Origin of the sequence: Streptomyces sp. NPDC002265 (assembly GCF_040296125.1) — a bacterium.
GTDB lineage: Bacteria > Actinomycetota > Actinomycetes > Streptomycetales > Streptomycetaceae > Streptomyces.
On sequence record NZ_JBEOWS010000008.1, the window covers coordinates 26,547 to 44,540 of the forward strand.

The following is a 17,994-nucleotide window of genomic DNA, read 5'->3' on the forward strand; positions in this document are numbered from 1 at the left end:
GCGGGGCGGCGAGCGGAACGAGGGTGCCGGCCGGGGGTTCGGCAGTCGCGGACCGGCCCGTCACTCGTACCGGTATTTCAGCGAATCCGCCTCCGTCTGCTCGATGTCGGCGATCGTCAGCTCCGGCATCCGCAGCTGGGCGAGCGTCACCTCGGCCGACGTCGGCTGGGCGTCCGCGGGCAGCCACTGCTCCGGCTTCCAGGCACCGCTGCGCAGGAGGGACTTGGGGCAGTGCGGGTAGACCTCCTCGATCCCGACCACCAGCGCACTGGCCGGCGGCTTGCCCACGGGGGTCAGCTGCGACAGCAGTTCAGGCCGGGTGGAGACGCAGGCCCGGCCGTTCACCCTGAGCGTCGTGGTGCGCCCGGGGATGACGAACAGCAGTCCGGCCCGCCCGGTGGCGATGACGTTCTGGAGGGTGTCCAGACGCTTGTTGCCGGTAGCGTCCGGTATCGCCAGCGTCCGTGAGTCGAGGACGGCGACGAACCCGGCAGGCCCGCCGCGCGGGGAGACGTCGCAGTTGCCCTCGGCGTCCACGCTGGCGACCAGGACCAGCGACGAGCATCCGATCAACTGCCGGGTCTGCTCGGTGAGTTCCGTCATCTGCTTGCGCACGGCCGCGTCGCCGGGAAGCGCGTAGACCCGGCGCAGGGTGTCCTGATCGGACACGGCGTCGAGGTGGAGCGAGTCGAAGGCACTGCCGACAAGAGGTGACGTCATACCCCGACCCTAACGGGCCGACCCGCGACCGATCCCGGTCAACGGGCACCGGGACATGGAGACACCTTTAGACGATCGTGGACCGCGACGTGGTGGTTCTGGTCGAGGTTCGGCGTCATGATCCCTTCATGAATGACAGCGAAGCGCCCGGGTACGAGGTGTTGTACGGATTCGACCGCCGGACCACGTCGGTCCTGGCGTTCTCGGTCGTGTTCAGTGTGCTGCTGCTGGTGCCCTCCGTCGACATGCCGCTGGGTCTGCGGATCGTGGGCATCCTGCTGTTCGGTGGCGGCGGACTGATCATGGCCGCGGGAGCACTGACCCGGAAGACGGCGTTCAGGGTCGACGCGACAGGCATACTCCTCGGCGGGTCTCCCGTCCGCTATCGCGCCACCACGGCGCATGTGCCGTGGCAGGACATCACGGCTGTGGTGCTGTGGCAGCAACCGGTGCCGCACAGTGTGCTGCCGTGGGTCGGCGTCGCCCGGCGCGAGGGCGCCCCGCCGCTGCCCGGGTCCAGTCAGGGACGCATCGCCCGTTCCATCGGCGAGGCGCTCACCCCCGTACCGGCCGAACTGCTCGTGGCGTCCCGGGCCATGACCGGCTGGCGGCTGGACCGAAGCCGACTCGCCGCCGCCGTCGAGCAGTTCGCGCCGGGGATCCAGGTGGTCGAGTACACGCTTTAGCCAACGCCCGACGGACGTCAGCGCGGGCGCGCGGTGGGGGTACCCGTCTGATGCCGGATCGTCATGCCCGGCTCATACGTCAGCGCCGCTGCGGGGGCGTACCGGGGCTGTGAGCGAGGGGTCGGCCAGAACCGGATCCTCTGCCCGGGCCCTCGCCAGGACGTCGGGCTGGAGACGGGCGGTGGCCAGGCCGGGTTCGGCGGCGCCGGCATCGGCGAGCAGTGTGCCGTCCGGGTTCCATACGGCGCTGCCGCCGCAGCCGTGGTACGGGCCGCTGGGCCCGCTGTGGTTGGCCAGCAGTACATAGCTGGTGTTGTCCATGGCCCGTGCGGGGAAGACCGTTGCGCGCTGGCGCTCTCCGCTTCCCCGGCTGAACATCGCGCCGACCACGTAGGCGTGACAGCCGCCGAGGGCGGCGGCCCGGGCGTGCTCGGGATAGCCGGAGTCCCAGCAGATGCCGAGGCCGAGTCGCCAGCCGTCGAGATCGACGGTGCAGCCTCGGGAACCCGCCCCGAAGCCGGCAGCGCGCTCGTTCGGGGTGACGTGCTGTTTGTCGTACTGAGCGGCGAAGCGGCCGTCACGGCCCAGGACCACGGCGGAGATGTGCAGTTCGCCGGTCTCGGGGTCGCGGGTGGGTGCTCCGGCCACCACGGCGGTGCGGGTCTCGGCGCAGGCGGTGGCCAAGGGGTCCAGCCGGGGGTCCGCAGGGCTGAGCGTGCAGGTCGCGGGGTCGGCCACGATTCCCGGCAACTCGTAGCCGGTGAGGAAGAGTTCCGGCAGGACCAGCAGGTCGGCACCCTGGTCGGCGGCACGGCGGACCAGTGCGGCGGCAGTGGCGACGTTGGCGGCGACATCCAACCGGGCACAGGCCGCCTGACCGGCCGCGACGGTGAGTGGTGCGGCAGGCAGGCCGTGAAGATCATCCATGGCGGACCAAACTACCCGAGCCGGCCAACGGCCGAGGATCGATGTTGCCCCTGGCCTGTCATGCTCACTAGAGTCGGCCGGGTGACTGCCGGGTCGGCCGTGGGCCATGCACGAGTGAGGTTCCCGGCCTCGGCGTGAGCACGCGGCGGGCAAGAGACCCGCCGCCCTTCTCCGCGTCTTTGCTCCCGGCGCCCTTGTACGGCGCCCCCTTCACACGAGTTCCAAGACCGGAGACACACCACTGATGTCCCATGCCCAGCCGTACCCGCAGGAACCCGAACCGACGACGACCGGTGTCCAGCTGAACCACATCGCCGTCTACGCAAGCGACCGGCACCTGTCCGCCGAGTTCATCGCCGCGATTCTGGGCCTGAGGGTCGGCGCCCCGTTCGGCCCGTTCCTGCCCATCGACCTCGGCAACGGCGTCACGCTCGACTACTACGAGAAGCGGGACGAGCCCATCCAGCCGCAGCACTACGCCTTTCTCGTACCGGACGAGCAGTTCGACACCGTGATCGCCCGCCTGGAGGTGGTCGGAGTGACCTACTACGCCGACCCCAGCCACACCGAACCCGGCCGGATCAACCGCCTGTTCGGCGGCCGCGGCGCCTACTTCGCCGACCCGGACGGCCACAACATGGAGGTCATGACCCGGCCTTACGTCCGTCCCTAGAGCGCGCCCGGATCGTACTCGGGAGGCGGCCCGGTCCCGCCTCCCGTCCCGGTCGTTCTGCCCTCTCGGTCGCATCGGGCCCTGGCAGCCCACACCGGCGACCACCGTCAGCTCAGTGTCCTGCGGATGGCTGCTTCGACCTGCCTGGCGATGGCGGCGTGGCCGGCGGCGTTCGGGTGCACGAACGTTGCCTTCGTCCCGTCGGAGCAGTCCAGCGAGAACGGGCCGAAGGCCAGGTGGTCGGGCCAGTACGAGCCGGCCTGTCCGCAGATGCCCTCCACCCACTTCGTCGCCTGCGGTCGGCACACGTCGTGGCCCTCGCTGGAGGTGGCGGTGTCGACGTACACGTCGCCGTTCAGCTCGGTGACGGCCCGGATCACGGCGTTGAGGTGGGTGGTCACTTCGTGCAGCCAGGCGACGTCCCCCTGGGCGACCGAGAGCAGTCCCACGCCCTTGAGGTGGACGGCCAGCTCCGTGGGGCCGTTGCGGTCGCAGCCGCTGGGGTCCTCGGGAACGATCGTGGGGTAACCGACCGTGATGACCTTTGCGTTGGGCGCCTTCCGGTGCACATCCCGCAGCATGGTGGCGTACTCCCGGGAAACCCGGTCGTACTTGTCATGGATCGATTCAGGATCGAGGACCGGGCCGTCGGCCTCGTAGGCGTCCCGGCAGGGCGTGGCCCCGTCCGGCCGGCCGATCCCCGCGAGCAGGCAGGAGGTGAACAGCTTGCCGAAGGGCAGGCTGTTGCCTCCGACTCCGATCGTGACCAGATCGGTGCGCGCGTCCAGCTCGGCACGGTCCGCCTGCGGAGCCAGGCCGGGCCAGCCGTCCTCGGGAGGCTGCACCGGGCTGACGGGAGTCTGCCGGTCCGAGGCGACCTCGAGGATGGTGGCGTTGCCGCAGCTGACGTCGGTCCGCTGCACCTCCCGGCCCGCGGGCGGGTCGGCAGCGAGCCCGCGCTCGACGAGGTTCGGGTACGAACCCGTCGTACGGTCGCAGCCGTCGCGGCCCGCGTCGTCCAGCGGCGGGCTCGGATCGCCGACGAAGACGCCGGCCGTGTACGAGTCCCCGAGCACGGCCCACTGCACCGGAGCCGGTACCGCCGCCAGCGCCGTTGTCGCCGCCGCGTGGGCCGGAACACCGGTCGCCACCGACAGCACGGCCAGCGCACCCGCAGCGATGCCACGAAGGACAGCACTGCCCGGCAACACCCCTACAACCGGCCTTCGCCCGCGCGCCGCAGACATGGCTGTCCTGGTGCGGAACATGCGCCACTCCCCGAGAGACCGAACGACAGAGATACTGCACAAAGCATCTGGACAGTCACTTTACGTAATGGCCTGTCGGGTGCGTGGGCGCAATGGGGCCGCGTCGGCGTACGCGTCGGCGCGGCACGGATAGCCTGCGCGTATGGAGCGGATGCAGCGGGTCGCCGGCGCGGTCGTCGGCTCTGCGGTGGGAGACGCCTTGGGCGGCCCCTTCGAGTTCGGCCCGCAGGGAGCGTTCTCCGCGCGGTTTCCGGCCCCGGGAATCGGTGGCGAGATGTGCGGAGGCGGCGGCTGGGACCCCGGCGAGGCCACTGACGACACACAGATGGCCGTCCTGGTCGCGGAGTCGCTGCTGGAGCGGGGCGGACTCGATCTGCCGGACGTCTTCGCCCGCTTCCGGCGGTGGGCGGCATCGGAGCCGAAGGACATCGGCTTGCAGACCGAGGACGTCCTGACCAACGGGATGCCCTGGGACCTCGCCGCCGCGCTCCATTTCCAGGTCAACCGACGAGCAGCGGGAAACGGCTCCTTGATGCGGGCGTCGACCTCCGCCGTGCACTTCGCTGCCGCAGGTCAGGAAGCCACCATGGACGCGGCCCGCAGCATCGCTGCCCTGACCCACGGCGACCGGGCGGCCTGGGAAGGCACCGCGATCTTCCAAGAACTCGTCCGTGTCACCCTCGAGGGCGACGATCCCCTCGCCGCGCTCCCGGGCGTCCTGGACCTCGTCCACCCCGACCACCGCGACCGGTACGCGACTGTCCTCGCACCCGACTGGCACCCCGATCGGGCCACCGAGTTCAACGGTGCGGTCTGGCCCTGTCTGGGCTCCGCCGTCTGGGCCCTGCGCACCACCGGCAGCTTCGAGGACGCGCTGCGTGCGGCGATCGACCTCGGCGGTGACACGGACACCGTCGCCGCGGTGACCGGAGGGCTCGCAGGGGCGTACTACGGGCTGGACTCAGTCCCCGACCGCTGGACCCGGCCGCTCCACGTCCCGCTGCCGGGCTTCGACGGGCGGGTCCTGCATCTGGCAGAGCTGCTCCACCTCGCGCGGCGCCTGGGAGGCTGAACCGGGGTCCGCACCGGCGCCGGACCGCGGTTCTGCCTCCGGTTCGTACCGCGCTGGCGCGTCACTGCGGGTCGAAGCCCGTCCCCCGGGAGACCTTCTCCCACGCGGCGAGTTCGGCCCGTACCGAGTCCAGGTGGCCGACGAGGAAGTCCACCGCGTCGCCGCCGAGGGCGAGCCGCAGCGGGGTGTTCTCCGCGTCCAGGGCCAGCCGGATCGCCGCGGCGGCCTTCGCCGGGTCCCCGGGCTGGGTACCGTCGCCCTCCTGGACCAGCTTCCGGGTCGCCCCGACCTTCTCCTTGTACGCCGGGTGCTCCTCGGAGAAGTAGGCCGCGCCCTTGCCGAACAGGTTGGTACGGAAGGCACCGGGCTCCACGATCAGCACCTTGACGCCGAACGGCGCCACCTCGTCGGCCAGCCCCTCCGACAGCTGTTCCAGCGCCGCCTTGGTCGCGCTGTACGCGGAGAATCCGGCGAAGGACAACTGCCCGCCGAAACTGCTGATGTTCACGATCGATCCGCTGCCTCGCTCCCGCATCTGCGGCAGCAGCGCCCTGGTCAGCCGGGCCGGGCCGAACACGTGCAGCTCGAACAGGTCACGCAGCTCGTCGTCGGTGGTCTCCTCGAATGCCCCGACCTGCGTGCGCCCGGCGTTGTTGACCAGCACGTCGACCCGGCCGTAGCGAGCCAGGATGTCGGCGGCCACCGCGTCGATCCGCGGGCCGTCCGTGACATCGAGGCCGATCGCCTCCACCCGGTCGGGGTGGGCGGCGACCAGGTCCACCAGGCCCTCGGGCCGCCGGGCCGTACCGATCACCGTGTCCCCGGCCGCCACCGCGGCTTCGGCGATGGCCCGCCCGAAGCCGCTGGTCGCGCCGGTGACCAGCCAGACCTTGCCGTTCTCGGTCATCTCTTGTCTCCCCCATGCCCTGCCGTCCGGGACCTTCCCGTCGCCAGCCCCCATCCTTCGCCGGAATCCGGGACCACGTCCAAGATCTGCTGTGATAGCCATGCGTTATGGACGTCCACGGACGCGATCTGCGCTACTTCGTCACGGTCGCCGAGGAACTGAACTTCACGCGGGCCGCCGAGCGGCTGTTCGTCTCCCAGCCCGCGCTCAGCAAGCAGATCCGGATGCTGGAGAAGCAGCTCGGCGCGGGTCTGTTCAGCCGGGACCGGAGGTCGGTGCGGCTGACGGCGACAGGGGAAGCGCTGTTGCCGCATGCCCGCGAGTTACTGATCGCCTGGCAGGCCGCCGAGGCGGCGGTGGAGGACGCGAAGGCCGCCGAACGGCACACCTTGGTCATCGGGATGTCCACCAGCCCGGGCCGCGGGCTGCTGCCCGCCCTTCGCACCCGGCTGGTCTCCCTGTACCCGGACGTACGGCCCGTCCTGAGACAGGTCAACTGGGCCGACCCCAGTGCCGGACTGGCGGACGGGTCCAGCGATGTGGCGTTCGTCTGGCTGCCGCTCCCGGACGGCGAACGCTATCGGTACGCGATCGTGGCCCGGGAACCACGTGTCGTGGCGCTGCCGTACGGACATCCCCTGGCGGCACGGGCCGCGGCCGACCACGAGGGTGCGGTGGACTTCGCCGATCTCCTCGACGAGCCGTTCCTGGCGCTCCCCCCGGAGGCCGGTCCGCTGCGGGACTACTGGCTGGCCCTGGATTCCCGTGGTGATCGCGCGCCCCGATTAGGCGGAGTGGTGGCCAGCGCGGAGGAGACCCACGAGGCGGTCGCCAACGGCCAGGGGGTGGCACTGCTGGCGGCCGGCAACGCCTCGCTGGTCGTCCGGGACGAGGTGATCGCCGTACCGGTCCGCGGCATTTCCCCCTCCCGGCTGGCGGTGGCCGCGCGCAGGGACGACCAGCGGCCCACCGTACTGGCCTACCTGGCCGCAGCGGAAAAGGCGGGGGCCGGCACCTCTTGACCACCCGATCCGCACCGCCACCGGTCCCCCCTCGGCGCGTGGCACACCGGCTGCGACCGCGCCGTCGTCACGCGCCGACGACCGCCCACGGCACCCGTGCCCCCGGACTCACCGTCAGGGGCGTGTGTCGTCGGAGGTGTCCGGCTGAGGTGTCCGGGCGGCGCGCAGGTGGTCGGCGGCCTCCTGCGTGAGTGTGTCCGCTGGCCATCCGTCGAGGGTGGCCAACGCGGTGCGGCGTGCTTCGGGCGTGCCGGTGGTGAGGGCGGATCGCAGCAGGGGCCGGCCGTGTCCGGGATGGCGTCGCAGGAAATGCGCGAACAGCAGCAGGGCGTGGTCGCGTTCGGGACGGGGGGTGGTGGCGAGGCGTCGTTCGGCCAGGTCGAGGATGTGTGCGGTGTGCCGGCGGCTGTGGTGCAGGGCGTGGCCCCAGGCCGGGTCGAGCAGGGACGGTCCGGTTTCCAGATGTGCCAGGAGTCGGGCCGTCGGGTTCAGGTGCAGGACTTCGGCAGGCCGCAGAGCGAGGTGGAAGTCGGGGCGTCCCGGTTCGTCGAGGTGGTCCAGGACCAGCGCTTTCCAGCGGGGTTCGTGGAGCAGGCCCTCGTAGCGTGCTGTCAAGCGCTCGATGTCGGCGGGTGCCCAGGGCAGTTCTCGGGGCGGGTGGCGGAAGAACATGGTGATGCTGATCAGATCGCGAAGCATGCCGATGCCGGGTGTCCCGGTCTGCGCCAGGCCGGCATAGCGGTGCAGCACCGTGACGGCGTCCGCGTAGTCGGCCAGGCCGGGTGCGGGCCCTGCCTCGCCGTCGGCCAGCGCGGCCAGGATGCCGCCGCAGCCGTTCAACAGCGCGGTCTCGACGTGTGGTTGGCTCAGTGCGCTGCGCAGGTCACCCGTGGTCGCGGCCAGGTGGGCGAGGTACTCGTCCATGATGGCGTTGCGGAAGCCCTCGCGCAGCAGCCATGCCCTGATGGCGGGATCGGTGGTGTCGCGCAGGGTCCGGACCGCCTGGATGCGACCCCAGCCCGCGACCTGCCGGGCCAGGACGTGGACGGCCCGGTCTCCGTCGGGCTGGGAGCGGTGCAGTGCGACGGCCGCGTACAGGGTGAGCTCGTCCAAGGTGCCGAGCAGCAGCAGGAGTTCCCGGTCGCGGCTGTCCCCGCCCAGGCCCAGGAGCACCAGGCCGATCTTGACCGGGGCTCGGTGGGTGCCGTGCTCCGCCAGCCGGCGGCCCAGCCGGCGCAGGCCGTCGCGCGGCAGACCGCGACGACGGATCTCGGCACTGAGCTCGTCGGCGACCTCTATCGGCGAGCAGGTGGCGAGGTGGTCGTGAAGATCCCCCAGTTCGTCGCCGCTCGGGCCGGGCGCCGTTGCCGGCAGCAGGCGTTCGATGTGGTCGGCGAGTTCGACGCCGGTGGGCGGGCCGGCACCGTCCCCGTCCGGGGTACGTCGCAGCAGAGCGTCCTCGCCGCCGCCGCCGAAGACGAGGCGGGTGCCGTCCGCGTGTGCGTCGGGGAGCGGATCGCCGAATCCGGGCCACGGACCGGGACCGTGACGACGACGCAGGGTCCGTGCATGGTCGAGGAGGGTGGGTCTCCCGTCGGCGCCATCGTCGCCGCGCACCCACCACGAGCCGGTCAACGACCGGCGGGCCAAAGGCCCCTTCGTGCAGTCATGACGTGGATGGTGCCCAACACGGCTCCTGTTGGCAATCGGGTTGTTCGGACTGCGGAGGCAGTCTTCGAGCCCTGACCGGCATGCAGCATCATGTGGGTGTGATCACCATTCACCTGAAGTACGAGATCGACGCCGACAAGATCGAGGATTTCGAGGAGTACGGGCGACGCTGGGTCGTGCTCGTCAACCGGTTCGGCGGAACCCACCACGGCTACTTCCTGCCGAGCGAGGGCGACAGCGACATCGCCTACGCCCTCTTCTCCTTTCCCAGCTTCGCTGCGTACGAGCAGTACCGCAAGGACAGCATGACCGACCCTGAGTGCCAGGACGCCGTCGAACTGGCTCGCAGCACCCGTTGCATCAAGCGGTACGAGCGCCGCTTCCTGCGTCCGCTCGACGTCACGTCGTAGGCCGCGGCCGGGTCTGAACGGCTGTCCCACCGGATGCGCCCCGACGAGGAGTCACCTGCACTTCTGGCAGGCTGAGCGCGTGACGCCAGTGCCGGGTACCGCCGAGGAGTGCACCGTCCACCGTCCTCGTACAACGTCCGCCTGGCCGGGACGACGTATCACCGGTTCCGCTCGGGCGGGCATCTGACGCCGAACAGGGCCGTGGGCAAGGTGACGTTCGAACACTTCCTGCCGCGCCGTTTCCCCGCGCAAGGCTGACGCCCGGACCGCGGTCCGATGCGTCGGCCGCACCGAGGCGCTCGTCGCCTCGCCTCCCGTGTCTCACCGCTTGCGCCATTCCTCGGCCAGCAGTTCGTAGGACCGCACCCGGTCCGCGTGGCCGTGGGTGATCGTGGTGATCAGCAACTCGTCCGCGCCGGTGGCCTCCTGGAGCTGCGCCAGGTGGTCGGCGACCCGGCCCGGGGAGCCGACGAACTGGGTGTCGAGACGGTCCTGGACCAGTTCCCGGTCCGTGTCGGCCCAGACGTGGGCGCGGGCCTCGTCCGGCGTCGGGAACCGGATCGCGCCCTCGGCCGTACGGATGCTGCGCACCCACAGGCCGTATCCCGTCGCGAGTTCGCGGGCGGTCTCGTCGTCCTCGGCGACGACGACGTCCGCGGACACACTGACGTACGGCTTGTCCAGGACGTCGGAGGGCTCGAACGCGGCGCGATAGCCCTCCGCCGCTTCGAGCACCGTGGCCGGACTGACGTGGTAGTTCGCCGCGAACCGAAGACCGTTGCGGCCCGCGACCGCGGCGCTCTCGCCTCCGCTGCTGCCCAGGATCCAGATCTCGACGTCGGCGCCCTCCCCCGGCACGACATGGGCCTCGACGCCGTCGGCGGAGCGGTAGGTGCCCGCCAGCAGCGCCAGGATGTCGTCGATCTGCTCGCCGTAGTCCTGCGACTCGGCGTTCGGCAGGTGGAGCAGCTTGCGCTGGAGTGCCACGCGCGGTGAGCCGAGCAGGTGCTCGAACGAGAACCGGGGCGGTATGCGCAGCCCGTTGGGGGCCCGCCCGTCGATCACCCCGGTCGCGGTCGGCGCCGGGCCGGCGGTCCTGCCGGGCGGGCGTCCGCCGGAGCGGCCGAGGCCCAGGTCGAGGCGCCCGGGGTGCAGGGCGTCGATCAGGCCGAACTCCTCGACCGTGGACAGGGCGGTGCGGTGGCCCAGTTGGGCGGCGCCGGACCCGAGCCGGATGGTCGAGGTCGCGGAGGCGGTCAGCGCGAGGACGACCGCGGGCGAGGTGCCGGCCACGCCGGGGTTGAGGTGGTGCTCGGCGACCCAGTACCGGGCGTACCCGAGCCTCTCGGCCTGCTGGGCCAGGTCGATGGAGTTGCGCAGCGCTTCGGTGGCGTCGGCGCCGGACGGGATCGGGATCAGGTCCAGGACGCCGAGGGGGATGTCGGACATGTTCGGTGCGCTCCTCAGTGGTCGGCGGGCACGGGTGCGGGAACGGGCTGGGCGAGGACCGGGTCCCAGGAGAACGGCGGATCGGGGATCTCGCGGCGCAGCACCGGCGCGATGTCCGACTGGAACAGCGCCAGGGAGTCGCGGTGTTGACGCTCTGTCAGGCCACCTGCGTCCGCTTGCAGATGGAGCACGGTGTGCCCGAACTGTTCGTGGTAGCGGTGCACCTTCTCGGTGATCTGCTGGGGGCTGCCGATCAGCGCGGAGCTGCGCTCCACGAAGTCCTCCAGCGTCGCGAACACCGGTTCGAGACCCAGTCGCTTCTGGAACGCCAGGTTTCCTTCGAACACGGGCCGGTAGGCGGCGATCGCCTCCTGGGAGGTACGGGCCGCGTAGAGGCCCGCCGTCCCCGCGCCCACCGCGACGGCGGCCGGATCGTGGCCGTAGTGCTCCCAGCGTTCGCGGTAGTGGCGGATCAGTTCGGCGTAGGGCTCGATGGGGTTGGTGACGTTGGCGGAGAAGAGCGGGTCGCCGTAGCGGGCGGCCAGGTCGACCGACTCCTTGCTGGTGGCGCTGCCGTGCCAGACCCGGACCGGCTGTTGCAGGGGCCGGGGCCACACCTCCGCGTCCTTGAGTTGCGGGCGGAAGCGGGTATCGGCGGTCACCTTGGCCTGGCGCCAGAGCTTGCGGAACACCTCGTAGCTCTCGGCGTTGCGCTCCCATTGGTCCTCGGGGGTGACCTGGAACAGGTCCCGCTGGGCGGACCCGTTGCCCTTGCCGATGATCAGCTCCAGTCGTCCGCCGGAGAGATGGTCCAACGTCGCGTAGTCCTCGTACGCCCGCACCGGGTCGAGGAGGCTGAGCGTGGTGACGGCGGTGAACAGCCGGATCCGGGAGGTGAGGGCGGCGATGTGGCTGAGGACGACGGGCGGCGAGGAGGAGATGAAGGGCCGCTCGTGCCGCTCCCCCACGCCGAACCCGTCGAAGCCCAGTTCCTCGGCGAGCAGCGCGTTGTCGAGCACCTCGCGGAAGCGGTCCTGCGTGGACTTGCCTGCGCCCGTCACCGGGTGCGGGGCATGCACGATCAGGGTGATGGCGAGGAACTTCACGACGCCGCCCGCTCGTCGCGTACCTCGTCGGGGTGGGCCAGGCCGAGGTGGTGGCGGAGGGTGGGTCCCTCGTACTCGGTGCGGAAGACCCCCTGCTCCTGGAGCAGCGGGACCACCTTGTCGGCGAAGGGGTCGAGGCCGCCCGGAGTGATGTGCGGGACGAGGATGAAGCCGTCGCCGGCGTCGGCCTGGACGAAGTCGTTGATGGTCTTGGCGACGGTGGCCGGTGAGCCGATGAAGGCCTGCCGGTTGCCGGTCTCGATGACCAGGTCGCGGATGGACCACCGGTTGGCCGCGGCGAGTTCGCGCCATTCGCGGGCGGTGGCCAGCGGGTCGCGGTACATGCGCACCTGGGCGCGCCCCTGGGAGATGTGGTGGTCGCCGACCTCCGGATCGATGTCGGGCAGCGGTCCGTCCGGGTCGTACGAGGACAGGTCGCGGTTCCAGACGAATTCGAGGTGCTTGATGGCCGTGGCGCCGCTGACCTGGCTGCGGCGCACCTCCTTGGCCAGGTCCTCGGCGTCGGCGTCGGTGTCGCCCAGCACGAAGGTCGCGGCCGGGAGGATCAGCAACTGGTCGGCCCGGCGGCCGTACTTGGCCAGGCGGGACTTGACGTCGGTGTAGAAGGCACGGCCGGCGTCGAGGGTGCTGTACCGGCTGAAGATGGCGTCGGCGCCGGCCGCGGCGAACTCCCGGCCCTCCTCGGAGTCGCCGGCCTGGAAGATCACCGGGCGGCCCTGCGGCGAGCGCGGCACGTTGAACTGGCCGTGGATGTCGAAGTGCTGGCCGCGGTGTTCGAAGGCTCCGGCCTTGGCGTCACGCAGGAAGGCGCCGGTGGCCCGGTCGGCGAGGATCTCGTCACCGTGCCAGGAGTCGAACAGTTCGTGTGCCGTGGCCAGGAACTCCTTGGCCCGGGAGTAGCGCTCCTGCTGCGGCAGGAAGCCGCCGCGCCGGAAGTTCTCGCCGGTGAAGGCGTCCCAGGAGGTGACGACGTTCCAGGCGGCCCGGCCGCCGGAGAGGTGGTCGAGGCTGGCGAACTGGCGGGCCACCTCGTAGGGCTCGTTGAAGGTGGAGTTGATGGTGCCGGTCAGCCCGAGGTGCTCGGTGACGGCGGCCAGCGCGGCGAGGACGGTGAAGGTGTCGGGGCGGCCGACGACGTCCAGGTCGTAGATCTGCCCGCCCTGTTCGCGCAGCCGCAGTCCCTCCGCGAGGAACAGGAAGTCGAACTTGGCGCGCTCGGCGGTCCGCGCGAAGTGCGCGAAGGAGCTGAACTCGATGTGGCTGCCGGCCTCGGGGTCGCTCCACACCGTGGTGTTGTTGACGCCGGGGAAGTGGGCGGCCAGGTGGATCTGCTTCAGGGGCTTGCTCATGTCGTACGGTCCCTCCGGCTCAGGCGTTCGTGGCGGCATAGCGGTTGGCGGGGCGGGCGAGCCCCAGCAGCCCGCGCAGGGTGTCGGCCTCGTAGGCGCGGCGGAAGGCGTCCCGGCGCTGGAGTTCGGGAACCAGACTTCGGGTGATCGCGGGGAGGTCGTGGCCGGCGACAGCGGGCCGCAGCCGGAAGCCGCTCAGCCCGGCCGACTGCAATTCCTGCAGCAGGTCGGCGAGTTGGGCCGGGGTGCCGGTGAAGATCCGGGCGTCGCTGGCGTACGGGTGTCCGGCGAGCGCGTCCAGGCGTTCCCGGCGGGCCGCGGCCGCGCCGGGCTCGTCGTCGAGGAAGACCACCAGGTCGCCGAAGACGTGCAGGGTTTCTGCGGCGCGGCCGGCCGCGGACTGCTCGGCACGGATCTCCTCGACGACGGCGCGGGCCTGGCCCGCGTCGTGCGGGGTGACGTAACCGATGTCGGCGGCCCGGGCCACCAGCCGGTAGGGGACGGTCGCATGGGCCAGTGCGCTGACGACCGGCTGGCCCTGCGGCGGGCGGGGCGTGATCGAGGGACCCTTGACGCTGAAGAAGCGGCCCTCGAAGTCGATGTGGTGCAGCTTGTCCCGGTCGACGAAGCGGCCGGTGGCGACGTCCCGGATCTCCGCGTCGTCCTCCCAGCTGTCCCACAGCCTGCGCACGACCTCGACATGGTCTGCCGCCTCGTCGAAGGCGTCCGCCACCACCTCCTGCACGGCAGGTGTGCCGTAGTCCTCGATCCGCAGCGGCGGAAACGTACGACGCCCGAAGTGCGCGGCCTCGTTGCGGCGAGCGGTGACCTGGACGCGCAGACCGGCGCGGCCGCTGCTCACATAGTCGAGGGTGGCGATCGCCTTGGAGATGTGGAACGGCTCCGTGTGGGTGGCCACCACCGTCGGCACCACACCTATGTGGCGGGTGAGCGGGGCGACGCGCGCGGCGATGAGGACGGCGTCCAGGCGTCCGCGGACCTGGTCGGTGCGGCCGTCGGGTTCGGTGGGGGACGAGGACTGGAGGCCGAGCCCGTCCTCGATGGTCACGAAGTCGAGCAGTCCGCGCTCGGCCTCGATGACGAGGTCGGTCCAGTAGGCGGCGGTGAGCAGTTCGCGGGGCCGGGCGACGGGCTCGCGCCAGGCGGCCGGGTGCCAGCCGGCGCCGTCGAGGGCGACGGCGAGGTGCAGCGGGGAGGGTGACGAGGACACGGGATCGGTGCCTTCCTGATCAGCTGTACGAGGGAGTCGGCCCCGGGAGCAGGGGGCCGCTGCGCGGACATCGGGTCAGGGACGACAGAGCGCGCCGGCCGTGCGCACCAGGTCGATGTGCGGCCGGGAGTACAGGTGCAGGCGGCGGGGCGGGGCGGGCTTCATGCCTTCGCTTCCGGCTCTCCGGTCACGCGTTCGTCGCTGCCCTGCGCACCGTCGCGGTCCTCCCTTTCCGCCTGTTCGCCCGGCGTGCGGACCAGCGTGAACCGGGTACGGCGGCGCAGGGTGAACCCGATGGACTCGTAGAGCCGGATCGCGGAGGTGTTGCTCGCCGCGGCGTGCAGGAAGGGGGTGTCGCCGCGTTCCCTGATTCCCGCCGCGACCGCGCGGACCAGCCGGGTGGCCAGGCCCCGGCCGCGGTGGTCCGGGTGGGTGCAGACGGCGCTGATCTCGGTCCAGCCCGGCGGCCGCAGGCGTTCACCGGCCAGGGCGATCAGCCGTCCGCGGTCCCGGATGCCGAGATAGGTGCCCAGTTCGACGGTGCGGGGCAGGAAGGGGCCCGGCTGGGTGAGGGCGATCAGGCCGAGGATCTCGGGCACGTCGGCGGGACCGAGTCGTACCGCTTCGGGCGCGGGTTCCGCCAGAAGAGCAGTGTCGATCAGCTGGACGCCGGCCCCGCTGTCCTCGATCGCCCATCCCGGGGGCACGGTCCCTACCGCGGTGACCGCTGTGACGGTGCCGGGGCCCACCAGTGCGGCCAGGTCGTCCCAGGCCCGGGGATCGGCGGGGTCTTCCAGGGCGGTGAACGGGGAGACGTCCGTGGGGTAGCGGGCGGCCCGGCCGATGCGCTCGGCGAGGTGGGCGTGCGGACCGGTCAGTGCGGCCCAGGCTGCGTTGTCCAGGACGTGCGGTTGCGTCGGGCTCGGGGAGGAGGACGGAGACGGGGCGTGGTGGACGCTGGTGGACATGGCGGTGCGGGGTCTCCCTTGTCTGGAACGCTGCGTGGCGCGATCGGGACCGTGCCGTGTCACGGCGCGGCCCGACGGGCCACCGGCGGCCTGGAGTTGCGGGGCGGCGGACGGCGTACGGCGTACGGAGGTGGGCGGTCAGCAGTCGGCAGTCGGCAGTCAGCAGTCAGCAGTCAGCAGTCAGAGGACTCTGCTGAGGAAGTCCCTGGTCCGCTCGTGTTTCGGGTGGTCGAGGACCTCGGACGGCGGGCCCTGCTCGACGATCCGGCCCCCGTCGATGAACACGACCCGGTCGGCCACCTCGCGGGCGAAGCCGATCTCGTGTGTGACGATGACGAGGGTCGTGCCGCTGGTCGCCAAGTCCTCGATGACGGCGAGGACTTCGCCCACGAGCTCGGGGTCGAGGGCGGAGGTGGGCTCGTCGAAGAGGATCACGCCGGGGCGCAGGGCCAGGGCGCGTGCGATGGCCACCCGTTGCTGCTGGCCGCCGGACAACTGCCGGGGATACGCGCCGGTCCGGTCGGCCAGGCCGACCCGGCCGAGCAGTTCCCTGGCCAGTTCCTGCGCCTCGGGCTTGGTGAGCTTCCCGGTCGCGACCGGGGCGGCGGCGACGTTGTCCAGCACGGTGAGGTGCGGGAAGAGGTTGAAGTTCTGGAAGACGAAGCCGATGCGGCTGCGCTGTGCCAGGATCGCCCGCTCGCTCAGCTCCTTCAGCCTCTCCCCCTGGCGCTTCACGCCGATCAGCTCGCCGTTGACGCTGACGTAGCCGACCTCGGGCTTCTCCAGGTGGTTGATGACCCGCAGCAGCGTTGACTTGCCGGAGCCGGACGGGCCGAGGACGACGGTGACCTCACCGGGTCGTACGGTCAGGTCGACGCCGTCCAGCACCCGGTGGGTGCCGTACCACTTGTGCACGTCGTGCACCTCGACGGCGGCGGGCACCGCGGCCGTCGGGAGCTCGGCGAACTCGGTGGTCTCGGTGGTCTCGGTGCTCATACGGCGGCCTCCCTGCGCGCACGCGCCCGCAACTCCGCGATGCCGGCGCGGAGTTTCTGCAACGGGGTCGGCGGCAGGGCGCGGGTGGCGCCCCGGGCGAAGTACCGCTCGACATAGAACTGGACGACGGAGACGGCGCTGGTGAGGATCAGGTACCAGACGGTGGCGACCAGCAGCAGCGGCACGATGTCGCCGGGGTAGGTGCTGCCCATCATCTGCACCGTGCCGAACAGGTCGAGCAGGGACACGTAGAACACCAGCGAGGTGGCCTTGATCAGACCGATCAGCTGGTTGACGTAGTTCGGGGTGATGGACCTCAGGGCCTGCGGGAAGACGATCCGGGTGAACTGGTAGCTCTTGGGCAGACCGAGCGCGGCGGCCGCCTCGTGCTGACCCTGGTCGACGGAGAGGATGCCGCCGCGCACCACTTCCGACGCGTACGCCGCCTCGTTGAGGCTGAGTCCGACGACGGCGACGGCCATGTCGGTGGCGAGCTTCGACTCGTCGAAGGTGAAGAAGGCGGGCCCGAAGGGCACCCCGAGGCTCAGCGTCTTGTACAGCGCGCTGAAGTTGTAGAGGAAGACCAGCAGGACGACCAGGGGTACGGACCGGAACAGCCAGGTGTAGAGCCAGGTCACGGCTCGCAGCACCGGGTTCCCGGAGAGCCTGCCGAGCGCGATCAGGATCCCGCCCAGCAGCCCCAACACCGCGCTGAGGGCGGTCACTTCGAGGGTGATACCGAGCCCGTCGAGGACGGTGGGCCGCAGGAACCAGTAGCGGAAGCGGTCCCACTGGTAGAACGGGTTGGTCACCAGCCCGTGGGCGATCTGGGCGGCGAGCACGAGCACGACGACTGTGCTGATCCAGCGGCCGGGCCGCCGGAGCGGAAGGACCCGCTGCGCCGCGAGGGGCTTCGGTTCGACAGGGAGAGCCGGGACGGCAGGAACGGCAGGAACGGCAGGGCGGGGGATCGCCTCGGCGGGCGGTGCTGATCCGGAGGACACAGCGATACCCGGAGATTCACTCATGGTGGGCTCCAGCGGATTCGGACACCCCGGATCACGCGCCGCGGCACTGTCCGCGCCGAGCGGGAACGGCTCGGTACGCGGCGAGGCACGGGTACACGCAGGACGGGGGCTGGGCGGGGAAGGGGACCACCGTGACTGCGGTGGTCGTCAGTGACTCAGAAAGCCGTCAGCCTCGGCAGAGGGCGCAACAAGCGGCCGTACACAGCGCGCTGTTGACGCGCAGCAGGTCGACGGAGCGGTCCGCGCACAGCAGGACGCGGCCGGAACGCCGCCATGCGGCCGTCCCTTCGGCTGCGCACATCGCTGTCACCATCACTTCTCCGGCCCTGGGGGCATCTCGGTCTGCGCGGCAGGTTAGACATGCCCCGAAAAGAATGTCAATGCGGGTGACCACCGGCTGAGACCACGTCGGTTCCGCCCGTCGTCCCGGGCGCGTCCGTCGCAAGAAGGCCGAACAGCCCTGGTCAGTCGCCCGCGTTGACCGGCCGAC

At 71.2% G+C, this 17,994-nt stretch carries 18 protein-coding genes; 5 read left to right on the forward strand and 13 right to left on the reverse strand.

Annotated features, from left to right (window positions below; genetic code table 11):
* Positions 1–60: 60 nt before the first annotated feature.
* Positions 61–720 (reverse strand): MSMEG_1061 family FMN-dependent PPOX-type flavoprotein, encoded by a 660-nt coding sequence (locus ABT085_RS02755; protein ID WP_351600919.1) that lies wholly within the window; start codon positions 718–720, stop codon positions 61–63.
* 128 nt (positions 721–848) lie between these two features.
* Here ABT085_RS02755 and ABT085_RS02760 point away from each other — a divergent pair, with 128 nt between their 5' ends.
* A complete protein-coding gene (locus ABT085_RS02760; protein ID WP_351600921.1) occupies positions 849–1,406 on the forward strand; it encodes a hypothetical protein in 558 nt (185 codons plus the stop codon).
* Between the two features lie 72 nt (positions 1,407–1,478).
* On the opposite strand, the gene ABT085_RS02765 is transcribed toward ABT085_RS02760, so the two are convergent.
* On the reverse strand, positions 1,479–2,333 hold the full coding sequence (locus ABT085_RS02765) for a carbon-nitrogen hydrolase family protein (protein WP_351600924.1): 855 nt from the start codon (positions 2,331–2,333) through the stop codon (positions 1,479–1,481).
* Between the two features lie 244 nt (positions 2,334–2,577).
* Here ABT085_RS02765 and ABT085_RS02770 point away from each other — a divergent pair, with 244 nt between their 5' ends.
* A complete protein-coding gene (locus ABT085_RS02770) occupies positions 2,578–3,006 on the forward strand; it encodes a VOC family protein (RefSeq protein ID WP_351600927.1) in 429 nt (142 codons plus the stop codon).
* A gap of 107 nt (positions 3,007–3,113) precedes the next feature.
* On the opposite strand, the gene ABT085_RS02775 is transcribed toward ABT085_RS02770, so the two are convergent.
* Positions 3,114–4,166, reverse strand: coding sequence for an SGNH/GDSL hydrolase family protein (locus tag ABT085_RS02775; RefSeq protein ID WP_351600930.1), 1,053 nt, complete (start codon positions 4,164–4,166; stop codon positions 3,114–3,116).
* 250 nt (positions 4,167–4,416) lie between these two features.
* On the opposite strand from ABT085_RS02775, the gene ABT085_RS02780 reads away from it, so the two are divergent.
* Positions 4,417–5,346, forward strand: a complete 930-nt coding sequence (locus tag ABT085_RS02780; RefSeq protein ID WP_351600933.1) for an ADP-ribosylglycohydrolase family protein — start codon at positions 4,417–4,419, stop codon at positions 5,344–5,346.
* Positions 5,347–5,407: 61 nt separating this feature from the next.
* On the opposite strand, the gene ABT085_RS02785 is transcribed toward ABT085_RS02780, so the two are convergent.
* Positions 5,408–6,253, reverse strand: a complete 846-nt coding sequence (locus ABT085_RS02785; protein WP_351600936.1) for an oxidoreductase — start codon at positions 6,251–6,253, stop codon at positions 5,408–5,410.
* A 107-nt stretch (positions 6,254–6,360) separates the two neighbouring features.
* Here ABT085_RS02785 and ABT085_RS02790 point away from each other — a divergent pair, with 107 nt between their 5' ends.
* On the forward strand, positions 6,361–7,275 hold the full coding sequence (locus tag ABT085_RS02790; RefSeq protein WP_351600938.1) for a LysR family transcriptional regulator: 915 nt from the start codon (positions 6,361–6,363) through the stop codon (positions 7,273–7,275).
* Between the two features lie 114 nt (positions 7,276–7,389).
* Here the strand turns inward: ABT085_RS02790 and ABT085_RS02795 are convergent, their stop codons facing one another.
* Complete coding sequence (locus ABT085_RS02795; RefSeq protein WP_351600941.1) at positions 7,390–8,892, reverse strand: hypothetical protein; 1,503 nt, start codon at positions 8,890–8,892, stop codon at positions 7,390–7,392.
* Positions 8,893–9,044: 152 nt separating this feature from the next.
* Here ABT085_RS02795 and ABT085_RS02800 point away from each other — a divergent pair, with 152 nt between their 5' ends.
* A complete protein-coding gene (locus tag ABT085_RS02800) occupies positions 9,045–9,356 on the forward strand; it encodes an NIPSNAP family protein (protein WP_351600944.1) in 312 nt (103 codons plus the stop codon).
* 321 nt (positions 9,357–9,677) lie between these two features.
* Here ABT085_RS02800 and ABT085_RS02805 read toward each other — a convergent pair whose 3' ends face one another.
* The 8 genes from ABT085_RS02805 to ABT085_RS02840 form a co-directional block, all read right to left on the reverse strand.
* A complete protein-coding gene (locus ABT085_RS02805; RefSeq protein WP_351600947.1) occupies positions 9,678–10,805 on the reverse strand; it encodes an LLM class flavin-dependent oxidoreductase in 1,128 nt (375 codons plus the stop codon).
* Positions 10,806–10,819: 14 nt separating this feature from the next.
* On the reverse strand, positions 10,820–11,911 hold the full coding sequence (locus ABT085_RS02810; protein ID WP_351600949.1) for an LLM class flavin-dependent oxidoreductase: 1,092 nt from the start codon (positions 11,909–11,911) through the stop codon (positions 10,820–10,822).
* Entirely contained in the window at positions 11,908–13,281 is a 1,374-nt protein-coding gene (locus ABT085_RS02815) for an NtaA/DmoA family FMN-dependent monooxygenase (RefSeq protein ID WP_351600951.1), read from the reverse strand. The genes ABT085_RS02810 and ABT085_RS02815 overlap by 4 nt, the downstream gene beginning before the upstream one ends.
* A 19-nt stretch (positions 13,282–13,300) precedes the next feature.
* Positions 13,301–14,512 (reverse strand): LLM class flavin-dependent oxidoreductase, encoded by a 1,212-nt coding sequence (locus ABT085_RS02820; protein WP_351600954.1) that lies wholly within the window; start codon positions 14,510–14,512, stop codon positions 13,301–13,303.
* Between the two features lie 75 nt (positions 14,513–14,587).
* Positions 14,588–14,677, reverse strand: coding sequence for a putative leader peptide (locus tag ABT085_RS02825; protein WP_351600957.1), 90 nt, complete (start codon positions 14,675–14,677; stop codon positions 14,588–14,590).
* A complete protein-coding gene (locus ABT085_RS02830; protein WP_351600960.1) occupies positions 14,674–15,480 on the reverse strand; it encodes a GNAT family N-acetyltransferase in 807 nt (268 codons plus the stop codon). Before ABT085_RS02830 ends, ABT085_RS02825 begins: the two co-directional genes overlap by 4 nt.
* 180 nt (positions 15,481–15,660) lie before the next feature.
* Entirely contained in the window at positions 15,661–16,476 is an 816-nt protein-coding gene (locus ABT085_RS02835) for an amino acid ABC transporter ATP-binding protein (RefSeq protein ID WP_351600962.1), read from the reverse strand.
* Entirely contained in the window at positions 16,473–17,504 is a 1,032-nt protein-coding gene (locus ABT085_RS02840) for an amino acid ABC transporter permease (RefSeq protein ID WP_351600965.1), read from the reverse strand. Before ABT085_RS02840 ends, ABT085_RS02835 begins: the two co-directional genes overlap by 4 nt.
* Between the last annotated feature and the right edge of the window lie 490 nt (positions 17,505–17,994).